General features: G+C 67.8%; 15 protein-coding genes. 8 read left to right on the forward strand and 7 right to left on the reverse strand.

Annotated features, from left to right (window positions below):
- The 5 genes from CIW53_RS17795 to CIW53_RS11140 form a co-directional block, all read left to right on the forward strand.
- A partial coding sequence (locus tag CIW53_RS17795) for an Ig-like domain-containing protein (RefSeq protein ID WP_197736645.1) occupies positions 1 to 2,720 on the forward strand: 2,720 nt, incomplete at its 5' end.
- A gap of 56 nt (positions 2,721 to 2,776) precedes the next feature.
- Entirely contained in the window at positions 2,777 to 4,291 is a 1,515-nt protein-coding gene (locus CIW53_RS11125) for a TolC family protein (protein ID WP_197736646.1), read from the forward strand.
- Between the two features lie 35 nt (positions 4,292 to 4,326).
- Positions 4,327 to 5,130 carry an efflux RND transporter periplasmic adaptor subunit gene (locus CIW53_RS11130; protein WP_197736647.1) on the forward strand — a complete coding sequence of 268 codons (804 nt, stop codon included), beginning with the start codon at positions 4,327 to 4,329 and terminating at the stop codon, positions 5,128 to 5,130.
- Entirely contained in the window at positions 5,127 to 6,458 is a 1,332-nt protein-coding gene (locus CIW53_RS11135) for an HlyD family efflux transporter periplasmic adaptor subunit (protein WP_149364803.1), read from the forward strand. The genes CIW53_RS11130 and CIW53_RS11135 overlap by 4 nt, the downstream gene beginning before the upstream one ends.
- 4 nt (positions 6,459 to 6,462) lie before the next feature.
- Complete coding sequence (locus CIW53_RS11140) at positions 6,463 to 8,604, forward strand: HlyD family efflux transporter periplasmic adaptor subunit (RefSeq protein WP_197736648.1); 2,142 nt, start codon at positions 6,463 to 6,465, stop codon at positions 8,602 to 8,604.
- A gap of 36 nt (positions 8,605 to 8,640) precedes the next feature.
- Here CIW53_RS11140 and treF read toward each other — a convergent pair whose 3' ends face one another.
- The 6 genes from treF to bioB all read right to left on the reverse strand — a co-directional run bounded on the left by treF (position 8,641) and on the right by bioB (position 15,086).
- Positions 8,641 to 10,206, reverse strand: coding sequence for an alpha,alpha-trehalase TreF (treF, locus tag CIW53_RS11145; protein ID WP_149364804.1), 1,566 nt, complete (start codon positions 10,204 to 10,206; stop codon positions 8,641 to 8,643).
- A gap of 173 nt (positions 10,207 to 10,379) precedes the next feature.
- On the reverse strand, positions 10,380 to 11,267 hold the full coding sequence (gene bioC / locus CIW53_RS11150; RefSeq protein ID WP_149364805.1) for a malonyl-ACP O-methyltransferase BioC: 888 nt from the start codon (positions 11,265 to 11,267) through the stop codon (positions 10,380 to 10,382).
- Between the two features lie 3 nt (positions 11,268 to 11,270).
- On the reverse strand, positions 11,271 to 12,050 hold the full coding sequence (gene bioH, locus CIW53_RS11155; RefSeq protein ID WP_149364806.1) for a pimeloyl-ACP methyl ester esterase BioH: 780 nt from the start codon (positions 12,048 to 12,050) through the stop codon (positions 11,271 to 11,273).
- Positions 12,047 to 12,823 (reverse strand): sulfurtransferase, encoded by a 777-nt coding sequence (locus tag CIW53_RS11160; RefSeq protein ID WP_149364807.1) that lies wholly within the window; start codon positions 12,821 to 12,823, stop codon positions 12,047 to 12,049. The genes bioH and CIW53_RS11160 overlap by 4 nt, the downstream gene beginning before the upstream one ends.
- Before the next feature lie 48 nt (positions 12,824 to 12,871).
- Positions 12,872 to 14,056, reverse strand: a complete 1,185-nt coding sequence (bioF, locus tag CIW53_RS11165; RefSeq protein WP_149364808.1) for an 8-amino-7-oxononanoate synthase — start codon at positions 14,054 to 14,056, stop codon at positions 12,872 to 12,874.
- Positions 14,043 to 15,086 carry a biotin synthase BioB gene (gene bioB / locus CIW53_RS11170; protein ID WP_149364809.1) on the reverse strand — a complete coding sequence of 348 codons (1,044 nt, stop codon included), beginning with the start codon at positions 15,084 to 15,086 and terminating at the stop codon, positions 14,043 to 14,045. Before bioB ends, bioF begins: the two co-directional genes overlap by 14 nt.
- 147 nt (positions 15,087 to 15,233) lie before the next feature.
- Between bioB and CIW53_RS11175 the strand changes: the two genes are divergently transcribed.
- Both CIW53_RS11175 and CIW53_RS11180 read left to right on the forward strand, forming a co-directional pair.
- Positions 15,234 to 15,440 (forward strand): hypothetical protein, encoded by a 207-nt coding sequence (locus CIW53_RS11175; RefSeq protein ID WP_149364810.1) that lies wholly within the window; start codon positions 15,234 to 15,236, stop codon positions 15,438 to 15,440.
- 4 nt (positions 15,441 to 15,444) lie between these two features.
- Positions 15,445 to 16,167 (forward strand): ComF family protein, encoded by a 723-nt coding sequence (locus CIW53_RS11180; RefSeq protein ID WP_149364811.1) that lies wholly within the window; start codon positions 15,445 to 15,447, stop codon positions 16,165 to 16,167.
- 90 nt (positions 16,168 to 16,257) lie between these two features.
- Here CIW53_RS11180 and ubiA read toward each other — a convergent pair whose 3' ends face one another.
- Positions 16,258 to 17,283, reverse strand: coding sequence for a 4-hydroxybenzoate octaprenyltransferase (ubiA, locus tag CIW53_RS11185; RefSeq protein WP_242451868.1), 1,026 nt, complete (start codon positions 17,281 to 17,283; stop codon positions 16,258 to 16,260).
- 314 nt (positions 17,284 to 17,597) lie between these two features.
- Between ubiA and CIW53_RS11190 the strand changes: the two genes are divergently transcribed.
- Complete coding sequence (locus CIW53_RS11190; RefSeq protein WP_242451869.1) at positions 17,598 to 18,677, forward strand: GGDEF domain-containing protein; 1,080 nt, start codon at positions 17,598 to 17,600, stop codon at positions 18,675 to 18,677.
- The last annotated feature ends 7 nt before the right edge of the window (positions 18,678 to 18,684 follow it).

Consider the following 18,684-nt stretch of genomic DNA (forward strand, 5'->3'; position numbering starts at 1 on the left):
ACACCGCCCCGGCGGTGACCTCGGTCGGCGTGCCGGCCAATGCCACCTATATCGCCGGCGACAATCTCGATTTCACGGTGAATTTCGGCGAGGCGGTCACGGTCAACACCGGCGGCGGCACGCCGCGCATCGCGATCACGCTCGATACCGGCGGTACGGTCTATGCTGATTACATCAGCGGTTCCGGCACGAGTGCCCTGACCTTCCGCTACACCGTCGCCAGCGGCAATCTCGATACCAACGGCATTGCCGTCGGCGCTCTCGGAGGCAACGGCGGCACGCTCAAGGATGCCGCCGGCAACGATGCCACGCTGACCTTGAACAGCGTCGGCAGTACGGCCGCGGTGCTGGTCGACGCAGTCGTTCCCACGGCAGACATCGTGGTCGCCGAGAACAGTTTGAAGGTGGGCGAAACCTCGCAGGTGACGATCACCTTCAGCGAGGCGGTCAGCGGCTTCAGCAACGCCGACCTGACGGTGGCCAACGGCACGCTGAGTGCGGTCAGCTCCAGCGATGGCGGCGTGACGTGGACCGCAACCTTCACCCCCACGGCGGGCGTCACCGACGCCAGCAACCTGATCACGCTGGACAACACCGGTGTGCAGGATGCCACGGGCAACGCCGGTGTCGGCAGCACCGATTCCAACAACTACGCGATCGATACCTTGCGCCCGACCGCGACCATCGTGGTGGCCGACACCGCGCTGGCGGCCGGTGAAACCTCCACCGCCACGATCACCTTCAGCGAGGCGGTCAGCGGCCTGACCACGGCCGACCTGACGGTGGCGAATGGCAGCTTGAGCGGCCTGGCCAGCAGCGATAGCGGCATCACCTGGACCGCGACCTTCACGCCGACGGCTGACATCACCGACGCCAGCAACCTGATCACGCTGGACAACACCGGCGTGCAGGATGCGGCCGGCAACGCCGGCACCGGCAGCACCGATTCCAACAATTACGCGATCGATACCCAGCCTCCCGTGGTCGTTTCCGTGGCGGTGCCAGCGGACAGCACCTATATCGCCGGCCAGAATCTGGACTTCACGGTCGACTTCAGCGACGTCGTGATTGTCGACACCGGCAGCGGCACGCCGCGGATCGCGGTGATCCTGGAGAGCGGCGGCACGGCGTATGCGGATTACCTGAGCGGGTCGGGCAGCACGGCGTTGTTGTTCCGCCTCACCGCAAGCAGCGGGCAGATGGATGCCGATGGCATCACCCTCGGCAGCAGCATCGACAGTCATGGCGGCAGCATCCGCGACACCGCGGGCAATGCCATTGTGGCCGGTCTTAACGGCGTGGCGGCCACCACCGGCGTGCGGGTCGACGCGATCGAGCCTGGCGTGGCGCGCGTCGACATGCCGGCCGATGGTCATTACAACGCGGGCGACGTGCTGAGTTTCAGTGTGACGACCAGCGAGGCCGTGCTGGTCGACAGCGCCGGCGGCACACCGCGGCTGCAGCTGGACATCGGCGGCAGCACGGCGTACGCAGACTACGTCTCGGGTTCGGGCAGCGACACGCTGGTGTTCCAGTACACAGTCCGGCCGGGCGACAAGGACGCCGATGGCATCGCGTTGACCGGTGCGATCGATCCGCACGGTGCGCAACTCCACGATGCGGCGGGCAACCAATTTGCACCGGCGTTGCATGGCATCGCCGACGGCAGCGGCGTGATCGTCGATACCACCGCGCCACAGGTCATGGCCATCAGCCGCGACGACGGCAGTCCCAACAGCGGCCAGCAGGGTCTGAGCTATACGGTGACTTTCGACGAGAGTGTCGATGGCGTCGACGCCGCCGACTTCGCCTTGGTCGCCACCGGCAATGCGCACGCCACGATCGGCGCGATCACCCGCATCGACGGGCACAGCTTCACCGTGCAGTTGCAGGACGTGGTTGGCAGCGGCAGCCTGCAACTGAACCTGGCCGCCGCCGGCAGCGGCATCGCCGACACCGCCGGCAACGCCCTGGTCGCCGGTGCCAACGGCGAGGTTTACGTGGTGGGTGGCGTGACGCCGGTGGTGCTGCCGCCACCCACGGTGTTGCCGATGGCATCGGGCATCACGCACGGCAACAGCGTGTCGCTGCTGACTGCGCTGCAACCCGACGACCTGCCGACGATCTTCTTCGGCGAGGCTGCCCCGACACCGCTCTTCACCTTGCCGATCGAGCGCTTCGGCGGCGTGCTGGACAGCTTGGCCACGTTGTCGCATGAGTCCATTTCGTCGTTCGGCAACGCGGTGCGCGACGCTTCCGCCTGGCCGCCGTCGACCTGGGTCGCGCCCAATCGTCCGTTCAGCGTACGCCTGCCGGGTGCGCTGGACGGTCAACATGGCGTATTGCAGGTAAGCCTGGCCGACGGCCGGCCGTTGCCGTCGTGGCTGCACTTCGATCCCGTTGCGGACACGCTCGATGGCGTGCCGCCGGCCGACTTCAGCGGCACGCTGTCGTTGCAGTTGACCGTGCTCGATGGCCATGGCCAGGTCCGCAACGTGCCGCTGGAATTGTCCACTACCACCGATCGCGCCCCGAGCAGACCGGCGCATGCCAGCCGCCCGGCGAACAACACCGACAGCAAACCGGTGGCTACCGCGAAACCGGCGTTGCAGATTCAGTTCGGCCAGCAACGTCAGCACGGCAACGTCGACCACGCCAGCTTGCTGCACCACCTCGCCGTGGCCCGCCAGCAGCAGGCTTCCGCCCAGGCACGCCCGTGAATCGCCTGGTCGCAGCATCCCTTTCCACTTTCCATCCAGCTACGGAGAGCAGCGCCTTGCACACCACCACCATCCTGATGCCCAAGAAGCTCCTCGCCGCCACGCTCGCCACCCTGGTGCTCGGCGGCTGCGCCATCCACCCCCGCCCGCTGACGCTGGAGCAGCGCAGCGCCACGCTGCAGGCCGACCAGCAGGCGATGTTCGCCGAGCAGACGCCGGTGAGCGGGCCGATCACGCTGGACGAGGCGATGGCGCGTGCACTGAAGTACAACCTGGACAACCGCGTGAAGATGATGGAGGAGGCGCTGGCCCAGCGGCAGCTCGACCTATCCAACTTCGACCTGTTGCCGAAGCTCACCGCCGCCGCCGGCTACACCTCGCGCGACAACGTGTTGGCGTCGTCGTCGCAGGACATCGTCACCGGCCAGCAGTCGCTGGTGCCGTCGACTTCCAGCGAGCGTCAGGCCACGCGTGCCGACCTCGGTTTTTCCTGGAACATCCTCGACTTCGGCGTCAGCTACTACGGTGCGCGGCAGCAGGCCGATCGCGTGCTGGCCACGCAGGAGCGTCGTCGCAAGGTGGTGCAGCTGCTGATGCAGCAGACCCGGCAGGCCTACTGGCAAGCTGCCGGCGCGCAGAAACTGCAGGCGCAGATCGAACCGTTGCTGGCGCAGGCGCAACAGGCGCTGGGCGACTCGCGCGCGATCGAGCAGCAGGGCCTCAAGGATCCGCTGCAGTCCCTCGGCTACCAGCGCGAGCTGCTCGGTCTGGTGCTGCAGCTGGAAACGATCCGCGACGAGTTGGCGCAGGCCAAGCCGAAGCTGGCCTCGATCATGAACCTGGAGCCGGGCAAGCCCTACCAGTTGGCGCCGCCGGCCAGTTTCGACACGCCCGAGTTGTCGATCGCGCCGGAAAAGATGGAAGAAGTGGCCCTGCTGCATCGCCCCGAGCTGATCGAAGCCAGCTACAACGAACGCATCGGCCTGGACGAGACGCACAAGGCGATGGCCAAGCTGTTGCCCGGCGTCGAGCTGAACGTCGGCACGCATTACGACAGCAACGATTTCCTGGTCAACAACGAGTGGCGCGACGCCGGCATCCAGATCAGCTGGAACCTGCTCAACCTGCTCAATGCCGGGCACATCAAGGCCGCGGCCAAGGCGCAATACGAGCTGGCGCGCGAGCAGCGCCTCGCGCTGAACATGGCGGTGCTGACCCAGGTGCACGTGGCCTATATCGACTACACCAGCCGCAAGCAGCAGTTCGAACTGACTCGCCAGCTGAGCGACGTGGAGCAGCGCATCCTCGAGCACACGCGCAACGCGACACAGGCCAACGCGCAAGGCAAACTGGCCGAGATTCGTGCCGCCACCAGCGCGCTGATGTCCGAGCTGAAGCTGTACCAGAGCTACGCCGCCTACCAGGGCGCGTATGGCCAGATGGTGGCCACGCTCGGCCTCGACCCGGTGCCTGCGGCGGTTGCCAGCCATGACCTGCCGACGCTGGAGCAGGCCATTCGCGATACCGAAAAACAGTGGGCCGCCCCGGCCACCGGAGATGCCTCGAAGTGATTGTTTGCCCTGTCGCTGGAGTCCGTTCGCGGACGATGTCGTTGCCTTGCCCCACCATCGACAGGAGCGTCGCCCGCCCGCAGGTCGCCGGCATGGGCGGGGTCGCACTGGCGCTGGTGTTGCTGTGTTTCGGCAGCAGCGCGATCGCACAGAATGCCGTCGGTGAGGCGGATACCGCCGGCCGCATCCGCACCCAGCTGGCGGCACAGAATGACGTGGAGGTTTCCAGTGAGGTGGCGGCCAAGATCGCGCGGCTGCCGTTGAAGGAAGGCGATGCATTCGCCAAGGGCGACCTGCTGGTCGCGTTCGACTGCGGCCTGTACCAGGCGCAGCAGCGCAAGGCCGAAGCGACCTCGGCGGCCGCTTCGCGCGAGGCCGAGGTGACCCGCAAGCTGGCCAGCCTGCATTCGGTCGGTGTGCTGGAAGTGGGCCAGGCCGAGGCACGCGCCAAGGAGGCGGCGGCCGACGCTGCCTACATGCGTACCACTGTCGGCAAGTGCAGCATCCATGCGCCGTTCGCCGGCCGCGTGGCCAAGCGCGAGGCCGCGCCGTTCGAATACGTCACCCCCGGCAAGCCGTTGCTGGAGATTCTCGATACCGGCACGCTGGAGGTGAAGCTGATCGTGCCGTCGCGCTGGCTGGCCACGCTCAAGCCCGGCGCGAGCTTCACCGTGCACGTCGATGATCTCGGCAAGGACTATCCGGCGCAGGTCGTGCGCCTGGGGGCACGCATCGATCCAATCAGCCAGACGGTGTCGATCAGCGGTCGCATCGAGGGCCGCCATGACGAGTTGCTGCCCGGCATGAGCGGCTGGGCCAGCTTTCCGAATCACCCATGAGTACGGTGAATGCGTCGGTGCAGGGGCTGATCGGCCTGCTGCAACTAGGCCAGCGCGTGCGCGCCGCCGCCAGCGTGCAGGAGCTGGGCTTCGTCGCCGTCAACGAGACCCGCGCGGTGTTCGCCTATCGACAGGCGGCGCTGTGGCTGGACGGTGATGCCAGCCACATCGCCGCACTGTCCGGCGTGCCGCAGGTCGACCCGGAAGCGCCGTACGTGCAATGGCTGGTGCGGCTGTTCCGCAAGATCGCGCCGGTACCCGCGCCGCGGGTGATCGATGTCGGGGCGCTGCCGGCGTTGCTCGTCGAGGAATGGGGCAGCTGGTTGCCGATGCACGCGCTGGCGTTGCCGCTGCCGCATGCCGGTGGCGGCCCGCGCGGCGTGCTGCTGCTGGCGCGCGACCAACCCTGGACCGACGAGGAACTGGCGCTGGCCGGCGAACTGGGTGCGTTGCTCGGCCACGGCCTGTTCGCGCTGCGCCCGCGCGAACGGCTGTGGCGTCAACTGCTGACCCGCTTGCGCACACGCCAATGGTGGTGGCGGCTGGGCCTGGCGCTGCTGCTGATCTGCCTGATCCCGGTGCGGCTGTCCGCGCTGGCACCGGCCGAAGTCACCCCGGTCGATCCGTTCGTGGTGCGCGCGCCGCTGGATGGCGTCATCGACAGCCTCAAGGTTACGCCGAACCAGCCAGTCCAGGCCGGAGCCTTGCTGTTCAACCTGGATGCGACCACGTTGCGCAGCCGCTACGCCAGCGCGCGCAAGGCCTATGAAACCGCGCAAGAGGAATACCGGCAGAGCGCGCAGCAGGCGGTCACCGACGACAAGAGCAAGCTGCAGATGGCCGAGCGCCTGGGCGACCTTCGGCAGAAGCAGGTCGACATGACTTACACCGCCGATCAGCTCGCGCGCGTGCAGGTAAAGGCCGAACGCGCCGGCGTGGCGGTGTTCGCCGACGTCAACGACTGGACCGGCAAGGCCGTGGTGGTCGGCGAGAAGGTGCTGGTGCTGGCCGATCCGGGCAAGGTGGAACTGACCGGCTACCTGCCGGTGGGCGACCAGATCGCGCTGAAAGCCGGCGCCGACGTGACCTTCTATCCGCGCGCTTCGCCGTTCACCGCGTACCACGCCACGGTCGACAGCGTGGCGTACAAGGCGGCACCGACCGACGAGAACATCCTTGCCTATCGGGTCAAGGCCCACTTCAGTGCGGGCGACGACCTGCCACGACTGGGCCTGATGGGAACGGCGCGACTGTACGCCGGGCGCGTGCCGCTGGTCTATTACGTGCTGCGCCGTCCGCTGGCCACGCTGCGCCAGTGGCTGGGCTGAGCGCGTGCAGACCGACCCATCGACATCGCCGGCGCCAGCGCAAACGCTGCCGCCGCTGCGCCAGGAGCTGACCCTCAACCCGGCGCCGGCGGCACCGGACGGCTCGCCGACGTGGACCCTGCACGATCCCGCCGCGAACCGCTTCTACGAACTGGGCTGGCCCGCGTTCGAGATCCTTTCGCGCTGGTCACTGGGCACGGTCGACGCCGTGGTCGCGGCGGTGAATGCGCAAACCACGCTCAGCGTCGATGCCGAGGACGTGGTCGCGCTGGCGCAGTTCCTCGGCGGCCATCACTTGTTCCTGGCGGCGACGCCGCAGGACAGTGTGCTGCTGGCGCAGGCAGCCGCACGGCACAAGTTGTCGATACCGCGGTGGCTGCTGAAGAACTACCTGTTCCTGCGCGTGCCGCTGGTGCAACCGATGCCGTTCTTGCGCCGGGTGTATCCATGGATCAGCTTCGTCTACCGGCCAGGCTTCTGGTGGCTGACCCTCGGCGTGGTCGTGCTTGGCTTGTATCTGGTGTCGCGTCAGTGGGACAGCTTCGTGCACACGTTCCACGCCTATACCACGTGGCAGGGCCTGCTCGGGTTGGGCATCGCGCTGAGTTTCGCCAAGGTGCTGCACGAACTCGGCCATGCGTTCACCGCATATCGCCACGGTTGTCGCGTGCCGACCATGGGCATCGCGCTGCTGGTGATGTGGCCGGTGCTGTTCACCGACACCAACGAGGCGTGGAAACTGAAATCGCGCCGCGCCCGCCTGCAGATCGGCGGCGCCGGCGTGCTGGCCGAGTTGATGCTGGCCGCTTACGCCACGCTGCTGTGGAACTTCCTGCCCGATGGCCCGCTGCGTGCCGGCGTGTTCATGCTGGCCACCAGTACATGGCTGGTGACGCTGGCGATCAACGTCAGTCCGTTCACCCGTTTCGACGGTTACTACCTGCTGTCGGACTGGGTCAACGTGCCGAACCTGCACGAGCGCACGTTCGCGCTGGGCCGCTGGTGGCTGCGCGAGCGGCTGTTCGGCTTCGGCGACGCGCCACCGGAAGCGTTGCCGCCGAAGCACCACCGATTCCTGGTGGTCTTCGCGATGGTCACCTGGCTGTACCGTTTCGTGCTGTTCCTGTCGATCGCGCTGCTGGTGTTCAACTTCTTCTTTCGCGCACTGGGCATCGTGCTGATGTGCGTGGAGATCGGCTGGTTTCTCGCGCTGCCGATCGCGCGCGAGATACAGGTGTGGTGGCGGCGTCGCGCCGAACTGCGCTGGAACCGGCATACCGTGCGCACGACGATCGTGGCCGGCTTGCTTGCGCTGGTGCTGCTGCTGCCGTGGCAACGCGAGGTGCATGCGCCGGCGGTGCTCGGCCAGACACAGGCGCAGGTCGTGTATGCGCCGCGCGCGGCGCAGGTGGTCACGCTGGCGGTGCGCGAAGGCCAGGCGATACAGGCTGGCGCCGTGCTGGCGCAGCTCGCCTCGCCGGATCTCGACTACCAGCTGGCCAGCGCACGCCAGCAGGCCGCGCAATACCAGTGGCAGGTCGAGCAGCAGCCGTTCGACGACGAACTGCGCGCGCTCGGCCCGGCCCTGCGCAAGCGCTGGGACACGGCGCGCCAGACGGTGGCCGGCTATGAAGCGGAACAGGCGCGGCTGACCTTGCGCGCACCCTTTGCCGGCCGCGTGGTCGACCTCAATCCGACCTTGCGCGCGGGCGAATGGATCAAGGGCGGCGAGGCCTTGCTGGGCGTGGTCGGCAGCGACGGCGGCGTCAAGGGCGACGCGTTTGTCGACGAGGCGGCCTTGTCGCGACTGGCGACGGGACAGCCGGTCAGTTTCCTTGCGGAGCTGCCGGAGTTGCCGATCGTGCACTGTCGTGTCAGCGGGATCGACCGACTCAATCTCGGCGTACTCGACGAACCCTACGTGGCCAGCGTCTATGGCGGCCAGGTGGCCAGCGTGCACCGTCCCGACGGCACCCTGACGCCGCTGGAATCCACCTTCCGGGTGCGCTTCGGCGACTGCGACCGGCACGAGGCATTGTCGCGCGAGGCGCCCGGCAGCGCGGCGATCGCCGGTGAATCGCGCAGCCTGCTTGGTCGTTTCGCGCGCTGGCTGGCCGCGTTGCTGCGACGCGACGTCAGCTTCTGACCGCGCCGCCATCGTGCGCTTTGCGGGCGCCTGGGTTCAGCCGCGTTTCGCGGCTCGCGTCCGGTTCGCAGGATGGGCGGGGTCCTCGTGCAGCAGCTGGCGGGTGACCCCGTTGGTCCAGCCGAAACCGTCCTGCAGCGGGTATTCGCCGCCACCGCCGCCCACCGCGCCGCCGTCTTTGCGCACCAGCGTGTATTTCTCCACCAGCTTGCCCTCGCGCTCGTACAGGCTGCCGACGGTGTGCAGCCAACGCCGTGCGATCTCCCTGGCCAGTGGGTCGTCGTAGTTGCGCAGGCCGCCGATCGCCAGCCATTGCAGCGGTGCCCATCCGTTCGGTTGATCCCATTGCTCGCCGCTGGCGACCTCGCTGGTGCCGATGCCGCCGTCCCGCAGCAGGCGCAGACGCAGTGCCTGGCTCACCTGCCGGGCCTGCTCGCGGCTGGCCAGGCCGACGTACAGCGGGGTGACGGTAGCCGCGTTGAGTGCGTCGCGTGGCGCGTTGCGCTTCCAGTCGTAGTCGAGGTAGGCACCGGCATCGCCGTTCCACAGCATGCGATCGATCGCGGCCTGCCTTGCTTCGGCGCGCAGGCGGAATGCTTCGGCCTGTTCCGCTTCGCCGCTGGCCTGGCTGAGCAGGCTGATCTGCCGCTCCAGCTTGTACAGCAGACTGTTCAGGTCGACCGGCAGGATCGCGCTGGTGCGGATGCTCGACAACTCGCCGTCGTCGCACCAGCGCGAGCTGAAATCCCAGCCCGATTCGGCTCCGGCGCGGAGCTCCCGATAGACCTCGCACGGCGGTCGGGTCGATTGCTTCGCGGTGGTCACATCCTCCACGTAGGATTCTTCGCGCGGGGTGTCGCGATCGTCCCAGTAACGGTTGAGCAGGCTGCCGTCGGCCAGGCGCACGCAGCGCCGGCGTGCATGGCCCGGCTCAAGCGTGTCGGCGCCATCCATCCACCATGCATGCTCACGCCGCAGTTGCGGCAGGAACGTCAGCGCCTGCGCTACCCCGTGCTGTTCGAACAGCTCGACCATCAAGGCGAACACGGGTGGCTGCGAGCGGCTCAGGTAGTAGGTGCGATTGCCGTTGGGCACGTGCCCCCAGTGGTCGATGAGGAAGGCGAAGTTGGCCGCCATCGCGCGCAGCAGGTCGTGGCGACCGCTCTCGGCCAGGCCGAGCATGCTGAACCAGGAATCCCAGTAGTACAGCTCGCCGAAGCGTCCTCCCGGCACCACGTATGGGTGCGGCAATGGCAACAGCGAGGCGTTCGGCGGGTGCTGGTGCGGATGCCTGGTCAGCACATCCCACAGGCCGTCGATGTGATCCTTCAGCGACTGGCCCGGCACCGAGACATAGTGGCTGGCGTGGATTTCCGGCGGCAGGAAATGCCGGTGCACGAAGTCGGCCAGGTCGAACCCGGCGTCGTCCCGCTGCGCGCGATAGGCGGCAAGGATCTGCGCGGGATCGCCGCGCGGTGCGCAGTCGACGAAGGTCTTGCTGTCGTCGAACACGCCGGTCGTCTGCACCGCCACGAACAATTCCTGGTAGCGATCCGCTGGCGTGAGCACATCGGCTGTCGCCATCTCGTCCTGCAAGCGCATCCGCGATCCCTTGGGTCGGCGAGTGGATGGCACAGTGTAGCGTCGTCAGATCACTGCCTGCAGATGCGCTGCGATGCCTTCAACCAAAGACGGACCCGCGGATTACGCCAGATACCCCGGCGAGCCCATTTTTCCGATGAGGCATCGCTTGTTGTTCAGTCCTCTTTAGCGGGCTACTGCCCTTGGCGCGCCCGCGACCCGCGCAACTGGTCGATCGAGAAGCTGGCGATTTCGCCGCCGGCGCCACGGCGCGGCTGGCCGACGGGCGGACCCCAGGCGTGTGCGCCGACCACTTCCCAGGTAGCGGGGATACGGCCCTCCGTGCGCATCGCTTCGTAGGCGGCCAGCATCCGCCGATAACGCGACTTGCCGGTGAGCCCGCGCTCGCGGCTGCGGTCGGCGTTGGTGGCACCGAGGCCTTGCAGCTCTTCCAGCAGCTTGCGTGGTTCGCTGTAGGTGAGCGTGTAGCGGAACACGTCCAGCACCGGGTCGCGCAGGCCGGCGTTGAGCATCGCATCGCCGACGTCATGCATGTCGAGGAAGCGGCTGACGTGCGGCGACTGGTCGGCTTCGGCCCAGGCGGCACGCAGCTCCTTCAAGGTGTCCGGGCCGAAGCTGGAGAACACCAGCAGGCCGCCCGGTTTCAACACCCGCACGCATTCGCCGAACAGCGCCGTCAGGTCGTCGATCCACTGGAAACACAGGTTGGAATGCAGCACGTCGACGCTGCGATCGGCCAGCGGCAGCGCCGCCGCTTCGCCGCATACCCGCATGAATGGCTTGCGCCAGCTGCTGTGCTGTTTCGCGGCGCGCAGCATCGGCACGGCCAGATCCAGCGCGATCACCTCGGCCTTTGGATAACGCTGCTTGAGCAGCGCGGTACCGCGGCCGGTGCCGGCACCGACATCGACCACGCGTTGCGGCATGGCCGTATAGAAGTCCAGGCGCTCGAGCAGGGCGGCCTGCACTTCGCGTTGCAGCACATCGTGCCGCTCGTAGCTGCCGGCCGCGTGGCCGAAGTGGCGACGCACCAGCTGTTGGTCGAGTTCGAACGTAGTCATCAGTCAGGCTCGTTGTGCGGTGGATGACAGCAGTGGTTGCAGCGCCTGCGCCACGGCGTCGACATGGCCGAAGAACGGCGCGTGCCCGGCCTGCGGGATGTCGTCGTAGCTGCCGGCGCAATGGCTGGCCGACCATGCCATCGCCTGCGGCGGCACCAGCCGGTCGCGGCGACCGCTGACCCAGGCGCTGGGTACGCGCAAGTCCGGCAGGGCGGCGCGGCGATCGCTGGTTTCCAGGATGCGGATGCCCTCCTGCAATACACGCAGGTCGGGTTCGCCACGCGCGAACACCAGGCTGCGCAGGTGGCGGAGTTCGGCACGCGGGTCGGCGCTGCCCATCGCCTCCAGCGTCAGGAAGCGCTCGATGGTGGCGTGGTAATCGGTTTCCAGGTCACTGGCCAACTGGTGTACCAGTTGGCCGTCGGCGCCGTATGGCCAGCCCGCATCGCGCACGAATTTCGGGGTGGTGCACAGCATCGCCAGGCCGCGCACCTGTTGCGGGTGTTCCAGCGCGGCGGTCAGTGCGATGGTCCCACCCAGCGACCAGCCGAGCCAGATCGCCGATGGGGTCACGGCGGCGATCGCGGCGGCGCAAGCGTGCGGTTCCAGCGGCAGTCCGCAGTCACGCGAATGGCCATGGCCGGGCAGGTCGACCACGTACATCGTGCACTGTTCTTCCAACGCCTCGACCAGCGGTGCCAGCACGCCGCCATGCATCGCCCAGCCGTGCAGCAGCACCAGCGGGACCGGGCCATGGCCGCGTTTGTCGATGTACAGGCTCATGCGTCCTGATCCTTGTCGCCACTGCGCGGTGCAGGCATCGGGATGCCGGCTGGAGCCAGGGCGTTGTCGACCGCAACGCGTCCGTCGAACACGAAACAAGCGCCCCGCCAATGCGTGCCGTCGGTCTGTTCCAGGTATTTCAGGATGCCGCCGTCGAGCTGGTAGACGTTGTCCATGCCCAGATCGCGCATGTGCAGCGCCGCCTTTTCGCAGCGGATGCCGCCGGTGCAGTACGACACCACGGTCTTGCCGTCGTAGCGTGCGCGGTCGGCGGCGATTGCGGCAGGGAAATCGGTGAAGCTGGCGATGCGGTAATCGACCGCCCGTGGAAATTTGCCGACGTCGGTTTCGTAGTCGTTGCGGGTATCCAGCAGCACCACCTCGCGGCCGTCGTCATCGTGTCCCTGGTCCAGCCAGCGTTGCAGCGTCGGCGCATCCACCGCCGGCGCACGGCCGCCTTCGGGGCGGATCGTCGGCAGCCGCATGGTGATGATCTCGCGCTTCAGCCGCACGCGCAGGCGGCCGAACGGCACCTCGGTGGACAACGACTCCTTCGGGGCGATGTCGGCGAAGCGTGGATCGTCGTGCAGCGTGGCCACGAAGCCGTCGATCGACGTACGGCTGCCGGCCAGGAACAGATTGATGCCCTCCGGCGCCAGCAGGATCGTGCCTTTCAGCGCCAGCGCTTCGCAGCGCGCGAACAGCCGCTCGCGCAGCGCGGGCAGGTCGTCCAGGCTGATGAATTTGTAGGCGGAGATGTTGACGATCGACATGCAGGGGAATCGATGGAGCAGGCGGGCAATTATACGTGGCGCCGGTTTTCAGCCGCGGACGGCCGGCAGATGCAGCGATTCCAGCGCCGCCAGCAACTGGTCGACCTGGCTCTCGTCATGCGCTGCCGACAAGGTGATGCGCAGTCGCGCCTTGCCGATGGGCACGGTGGGCGGGCGGATCGCGCTGATCAGCAGGCCATGCTGTTCGAGCGCCTGCGCCGCCGTCAGCGCCATCTCGGCGGAGCCGAGCAGCAGCGGCTGGATGGCGCTGGACGAGGGCAGCAGCGGCAGGCCAAGTTGTTTCGCGCCGGCGCGGAAACGTTCGACCAGGGCCGCGAGTTTTTCGCGCCGCCAGGATTCGGTTTGCGCCAGCCGCACCGCGGCCAGCGCGGCGGCAGCCAGTGCCGGCGGCATCGCGGTGGTGTAGATGTACGGGCGCGCGGTCTGGATCAGGCCCTCGATCAGCGCGGCCGGGCCGGCCACGAACGCGCCGGCGCAACCCAGCGCCTTGCCCAGCGTGGCCATCAGCAGCGGCACCTCGCGCTGGCCCAGCCCGGCGGCGTTGACGCTGCCGGCACCATCGGCGCCGAACACGCCCAGGCCGTGCGCGTCGTCGACCATCAGGGTCGCACTTTCGCGCCGGCACAGTGCCGCCAGTTCGCGCAGCGGCGCGACATCGCCATCCATGCTGAACACGCCATCGGTGGCCAGCAGGGCGGCCGCATGCGGGTGCGTCGCCAGTTGCCGCGCCGCGGCCGCCACGTCGCCGTGCGGGTAACGCTTCAGCTCGGCGCCGCTCAACTTCGCGCCATCCAGCAGGCAGGCGTGGTTGAGCTTGTCCTGCACGCACACGTCGTCGCGCGTCAGCAGCCCCTGCAGTGCGCCGAGGTTGGCCATGTAGCCGGTCGAGAACAACAGCGCCCGCTCACGCCCGGTCCACTCGGCCAGCGCCTGCTCCAGCGCGGCATGTTCGGCGCGATGGCCGCAGATCAGATGCGCCGAAGTGCTGCCGACTCCTTCGTCGTCGGCCACGCGCTTGAAGGCGGCGATCAGCTGCGGGTGCTGCGCGAGACCGAGATAGTCGTTGCTGCAGAACGACAACAGGCGCCGGCCGCCGCTTTCCAGCCACGGACCGTCGGCGTGCTCGATCGTGCGCACGCTTCGCAGGAGCTTTCCTTGCGCGCGTTCGGCCGTCTGGACGGCCAGTCTTCCGATCAGGTCAGGCCGCGACACTGCAGCCACAGCCTTGTCCGCAGCCGCCGGCCTCAGGCTGGATGATGTCGGCGTGGACGGTGCCGGGGTGCGCATCCATCTCCATCGGATGCAGGTCGAGCCGGCGGAACAGCGCGCGGTCGGCTTCCACGTCCGGGTTGCCGGTGGTCAGCAATTTTTCGCCGTGGAAGATCGAGCCGGCGCCGGCAAAGAAGCACAGCGCCTGCACCGCGTCGTCCATCTGCTGGCGGCCGGCAGACAAGCGCACGATCGACTGCGGCATCAGGATGCGCGCCACCGCGATCGCGCGCACGAACTCGAACGGGTCGAGCGGCTCGGTATCGCCCAGCGGCGTGCCCGCCACCGGCACCAGCTGGTTGATCGGTACCGACTGCGGATGTTCCGGCAGATTCGCCAATGCCTGCAGCAGGCCGGCGCGCTGCTCGCGCGTTTCGCCCATGCCGACGATGCCGCCGCAGCAGGTTTTCAGGCCGGCATCGCGCACCTGGTTCAAGGTGCCGAGCCGGTCCTGGTATTCGCGGGTGTGGATGATCTCGCCGTAGAACTCCGGCGCGGTGTCGATGTTGTGGTTGTAGTAGTCGAGTCCGGCATCCTTCAGCGCCTGCGCGTGGCCGTCGCCGAGCAGGCCCAGCGTGGCGCAGGTTTCCAGGCCGAGCCCTTTCACCGCGCGGACGATTTCCGCGACCTTGGGGATGTCGCGATCCTTCGGCCCGCGCCAAGCCGCGCCCATGCAAAAGCGGCTGGCGCCGGCATCCTTCGCCGCCTGCGCGCGTTCCAGCACGGCCGCCACGGTCATCAACTTCTGCGCCTGCACGCCGGTGTCGTAGCGCGCCGCCTGCGGGCAATAGGCGCAGTCCTCGGGGCAACCACCGGTCTTGATCGACAGCAGGGTCGACACCTGCACCGCGTTCGGATCGTGATGTTCGCGGTGCACCGTGTGCGCGCGATACAGCAATTCATTGAACGGCAGCGCGAACAGCGCGGATACCTCGGCGCGGGTCCAGTCGTGGCGGGTGGCGATGTCGGTCATGGAACGGCAACTCCCTTACTTGCAAATCGCGAGAGTGTGGGAGCCGCTCCGGAGCCTGTCAACTCGATAAAGACGCGAATGGTTGACGAGACGGAGCGCCCCCGCTCCCGCTACCATCGTGCGCAACCAGGCGTGGAGTGGATCGGCATGAGCGAAGGGCAAGGCAGCAGCGGCAACGTGCTTGCAGCCATCTGCAGTTTCTTCATTCCCGGGCTCGGCCAGTTGGTACAGGGACGATTGCTGATGGCGATCGTGATGTTCGTGTTGGCCGCCGTGCTGTGGATCGTGCTGCTCGGCTGGTTGATCCACCTGTGGTCGATTCTCGACGCGGCGCTGTACAAGCCGGGACGCTGAACCGATGGATGAGCGCACGGAAGCGCTGACGACATGGCGGCGACTGCGGCGCTTCGTGCTGCCGCTGCGCTGCCTGCTGTGCGGCGCCGCCGGTGCCGCCGGCATTGACCTGTGCGTCGACTGCGCCGCCGAACTGCCGCGCAACCGCAGCTGTTGCAGCCGCTGCGCGTTGCCGCTGGCCACGCTGGCGGAACTGTGCGGGCAGTGCCAGCGTCGCGCGCCGCCGTGGGATGCGGCGTGGGCACCGTTCCGTTATGGCTGGCCGCTGGATCGGCTGGAATCGTGCTACAAGTTCGGCGCGGACCTGGCCGCCGGCCGCGTGCTGGCGACGCTGTGGCGACGCGAACCGTGCCCGGTCACGTTGCCGCAGTTGCTGCTGGCGGTGCCGTTGCATCGAGGCCGGCTGCGTCGGCGCGGCTACAACCAGGCGCTGGAGCTGGCCCGCCCGCTGGCGCACGGGCTTGGCGTACCGCTGCGTCATGACGTGTTGCAACGCGTGCGCCACACCGAGGCGCAGACCGAACTCGATGCCATCGGTCGCCGTCGCAACGTGCGCGGCGCATTCGCGCTGCGTGCGGGCATCGCGCTGCCGCCGCACGTGGCGATCCTGGATGACGTGATGACCACCGGCGCCACCCTGGCCGAGTGCGCGCGGGTGCTCAGGCGTGCCGGCGTGCAACAGGTGGACGTGTGGGCGCTGGCGCGCGCACCTTTGAAGCAGAAGTGAGTGGAGAGGAGTGAGAAGTGAGAGAAAAAACCAAGGCGTGCCGCACTGCGGTTTTTTCACTTCTCACCCCTCTTCACTCACTCCTCTGCTCTAGCGCACCGCCAGCGCCAGCACGATGCCGATCCACACGCTCAGCCCCAGCCAGTTGTTGTGGCGGAACGCGGCGAGGCAGGCGTCGCGCAAACGGTCGCGGATCAGCCAGTGCTGGTAGCCGAACAGACCGGCAGCGACCAGCAGGCCCAACCAGTACGGCCAGCCCAGGGCGGCGCGCTGGCCGACAAACACCATCGCCAGCAGGAACGTACCCATCAGCACGCCGAGGATCGGCAGGTCGGCATCGCCGAACAGTACCGCAGTGGATTTTGCGCCGGCCTTGATGTCGTCCTCGCGATCGACCATGGCGTACTCGGTGTCGTAGATCACCGACCACAGGATGTTGCCGATGAACAGCAGCCAACCCACCGGCGGTACAGTGTTTGTCACGGCTGCGAACGCCATCGGGATCGACCAGCCGAACGCGGCGCCGAGCACCACCTGCGGCATGTACGTGTAGCGCTTCGTGAACGGATAGATCGCCGCCAGCGCGGCGCCGGCGAACGACAGTTCGATCGTCAACCGGTTGGTGAACAGCACCAGCACGAACGCGAACGCCAGCAACGCGGCGAACACGATCAGCGCCTCGCGCGGCGTCACCCGTCCGCTGGCGATCGGCCGCCCGGCGGTGCGCGCCACTTGCGGGTCGAGCTTGCGGTCGGCGTAGTCGTTGATGGCGCAACCCGCCGCGCGCATGGCGAACACGCCCAGGGTAAAGATGATCAGCGGCTTCCACGGCGGAAAATCGCCTGCCGCCAGCCACAGCGCCCACCAGGTCGGCCACAGCAGCAGCAGAGCGCCGATCGGGCGATCCATGCGGGTCAGCACCAGGTAGTCCAGTGCCTTTTCGCGATGACGCGTCGACAGCTTCTGCAACAGCCAGTTCAGCACCCGAGTGGCACGGGTCGAACTGTCGGCCGGTTGCGGCGGCTTCTTGCCGACGGGGCGCGCTGCGCCAGGGCGCGCGCGGGGCGCCGGCGTGGCAGCGGGGCGGGATTGCTGGCGTTTGCGAGGAGGAGCCATGAGGCGCAGTTTAGCCCGAGCCGACACGCAGCCAGTGCGGGCCGGATCGCGTTACGGCATGCGCAGGCAGCGGTCCGGGCTGAACCGGCCAGCCACGCCTGCCGTGCCATGCTCGGCCGGGAGCCGCCGCAGTTCGTCCGACGACTAAAGAATGGCGCCGGCCGGCCGATAGCCCGACAGGCGCGTCCGGATTGCGCCACATATTGCGCATCGGCGGGTTTTCGTCGTACGCCGGAGCATTGATGGTGGAACCCGAAACACCCCGGCAGCGACCCGACATCATGCCGGGAGCCGCTGACGTCCCGGTGACTGCCGTGGCCGAACCTGCGACGGGCGCGCCGACGCCGGCGAGTGCTGCCGGCATGCTGGCGCATTCGCGCCTGCTCGATTCGGTGGCCGCTTTCACCCATCACCGCGACATCGACGCACTCGACCACAGCCTCGTGCTGTCACTGGCCGAGCTGGCGTCGGCGCGCAGCGTCTCGCTCGGCAAGCGTGCCGCAGACAGCAGCCACCAGCTGGAGAGCATCGTTCATTGCGTGCCCGACGAGCACGGCAGCTACCAGCTGCAGGTACTCGTTCCGGCAGCCGACGATACGGCGTGGCTCGCGCTGCGTCGCTGCATCGAGCGGCTGGAGGTGCAGACGGAGCTCGGCGACGGCGATGCCCATCGGCTGGTCGTGCCGATCCTGTGCGAGGGACGGGCGATCGGCGCGTTGCAACTGGAGAGCGCCGTGCCATCCAGCGCGAGTCGTCCGCTGCTCGACGGCTTCACCCGGATCTACGCCAACTACACCGCACTGCTCCACGAGAGCGAACGCGACAAGCTGACCGGCCTGTACAACCGCCGCACCTTCGAGCGGCACCTGCAGCGACTGCTGCAACCGGGCGGGCTGACCGCCCACGCCCGGACGTCGCCGGACGGTGCTCCGCGGTCGCCGGCGTCGCAAGTCTGGCTGGCGATCCTCGACATCGACCACTTCAAGCGCATCAACGACAACTACGGGCATCTCTACGGCGACGAAGTGATCCTGCTGCTCGCGCAACAGATGCGGGCCAGCTTTCGACAGGACGATGTGTTGTTCCGCTTTGGCGGCGAGGAGTTCGTCATCCTGCTCGGCGCCAACGAAGAGTCGACCGTGTACGCCGCACTGGAGCGATTCCGCCAGCGGCTCGAAAAACAGGTTCTTCCGCAGGTCGGCCACGTCACCGTCAGCATCGGCTATGCGCGCATCGGCGACCACGACTATCCGGCAACGATCCTGGACCGCGCCGACAAGGCGCTTTATTTCGCCAAGGAAAACGGCCGCAACCGCACCCATGGCTACGAGAGCCTGGCAGCCCAGGGGCTGCTGGGACGGGCGACGACGCCAGGCAGCATCGACCTGTTCTGACGCCCAC

The organism is Rhodanobacter sp. T12-5, assembly GCF_008329435.1.
GTDB lineage: Bacteria > Pseudomonadota > Gammaproteobacteria > Xanthomonadales > Rhodanobacteraceae > Rhodanobacter.

Coding starts and splice junctions, on each gene's coding strand:
- CIW53_RS11160 (WP_149364807.1), bottom strand. CDS start 12,823: ATGTCGATCGTCAACATCTCCGCCTACAAATTCATCAGCCTGGACGAC.
- CIW53_RS11180 (WP_149364811.1), top strand. CDS start 15,445: ATGGATGAGCGCACGGAAGCGCTGACGACATGGCGGCGACTGCGGCGC.
- CIW53_RS11135 (WP_149364803.1), top strand. CDS start 5,127: ATGAGTACGGTGAATGCGTCGGTGCAGGGGCTGATCGGCCTGCTGCAA.
- CIW53_RS11130 (WP_197736647.1), top strand. CDS start 4,327: ATGTCGTTGCCTTGCCCCACCATCGACAGGAGCGTCGCCCGCCCGCAG.
- bioH (WP_149364806.1), bottom strand. CDS start 12,050: ATGAGCCTGTACATCGACAAACGCGGCCATGGCCCGGTCCCGCTGGTG.
- bioC (WP_149364805.1), bottom strand. CDS start 11,267: ATGACTACGTTCGAACTCGACCAACAGCTGGTGCGTCGCCACTTCGGC.
- bioB (WP_149364809.1), bottom strand. CDS start 15,086: ATGACCGACATCGCCACCCGCCACGACTGGACCCGCGCCGAGGTATCC.
- ubiA (WP_242451868.1), bottom strand. CDS start 17,283: ATGGCTCCTCCTCGCAAACGCCAGCAATCCCGCCCCGCTGCCACGCCG.
- CIW53_RS11175 (WP_149364810.1), top strand. CDS start 15,234: ATGAGCGAAGGGCAAGGCAGCAGCGGCAACGTGCTTGCAGCCATCTGC.
- treF (WP_149364804.1), bottom strand. CDS start 10,206: ATGCGCTTGCAGGACGAGATGGCGACAGCCGATGTGCTCACGCCAGCG.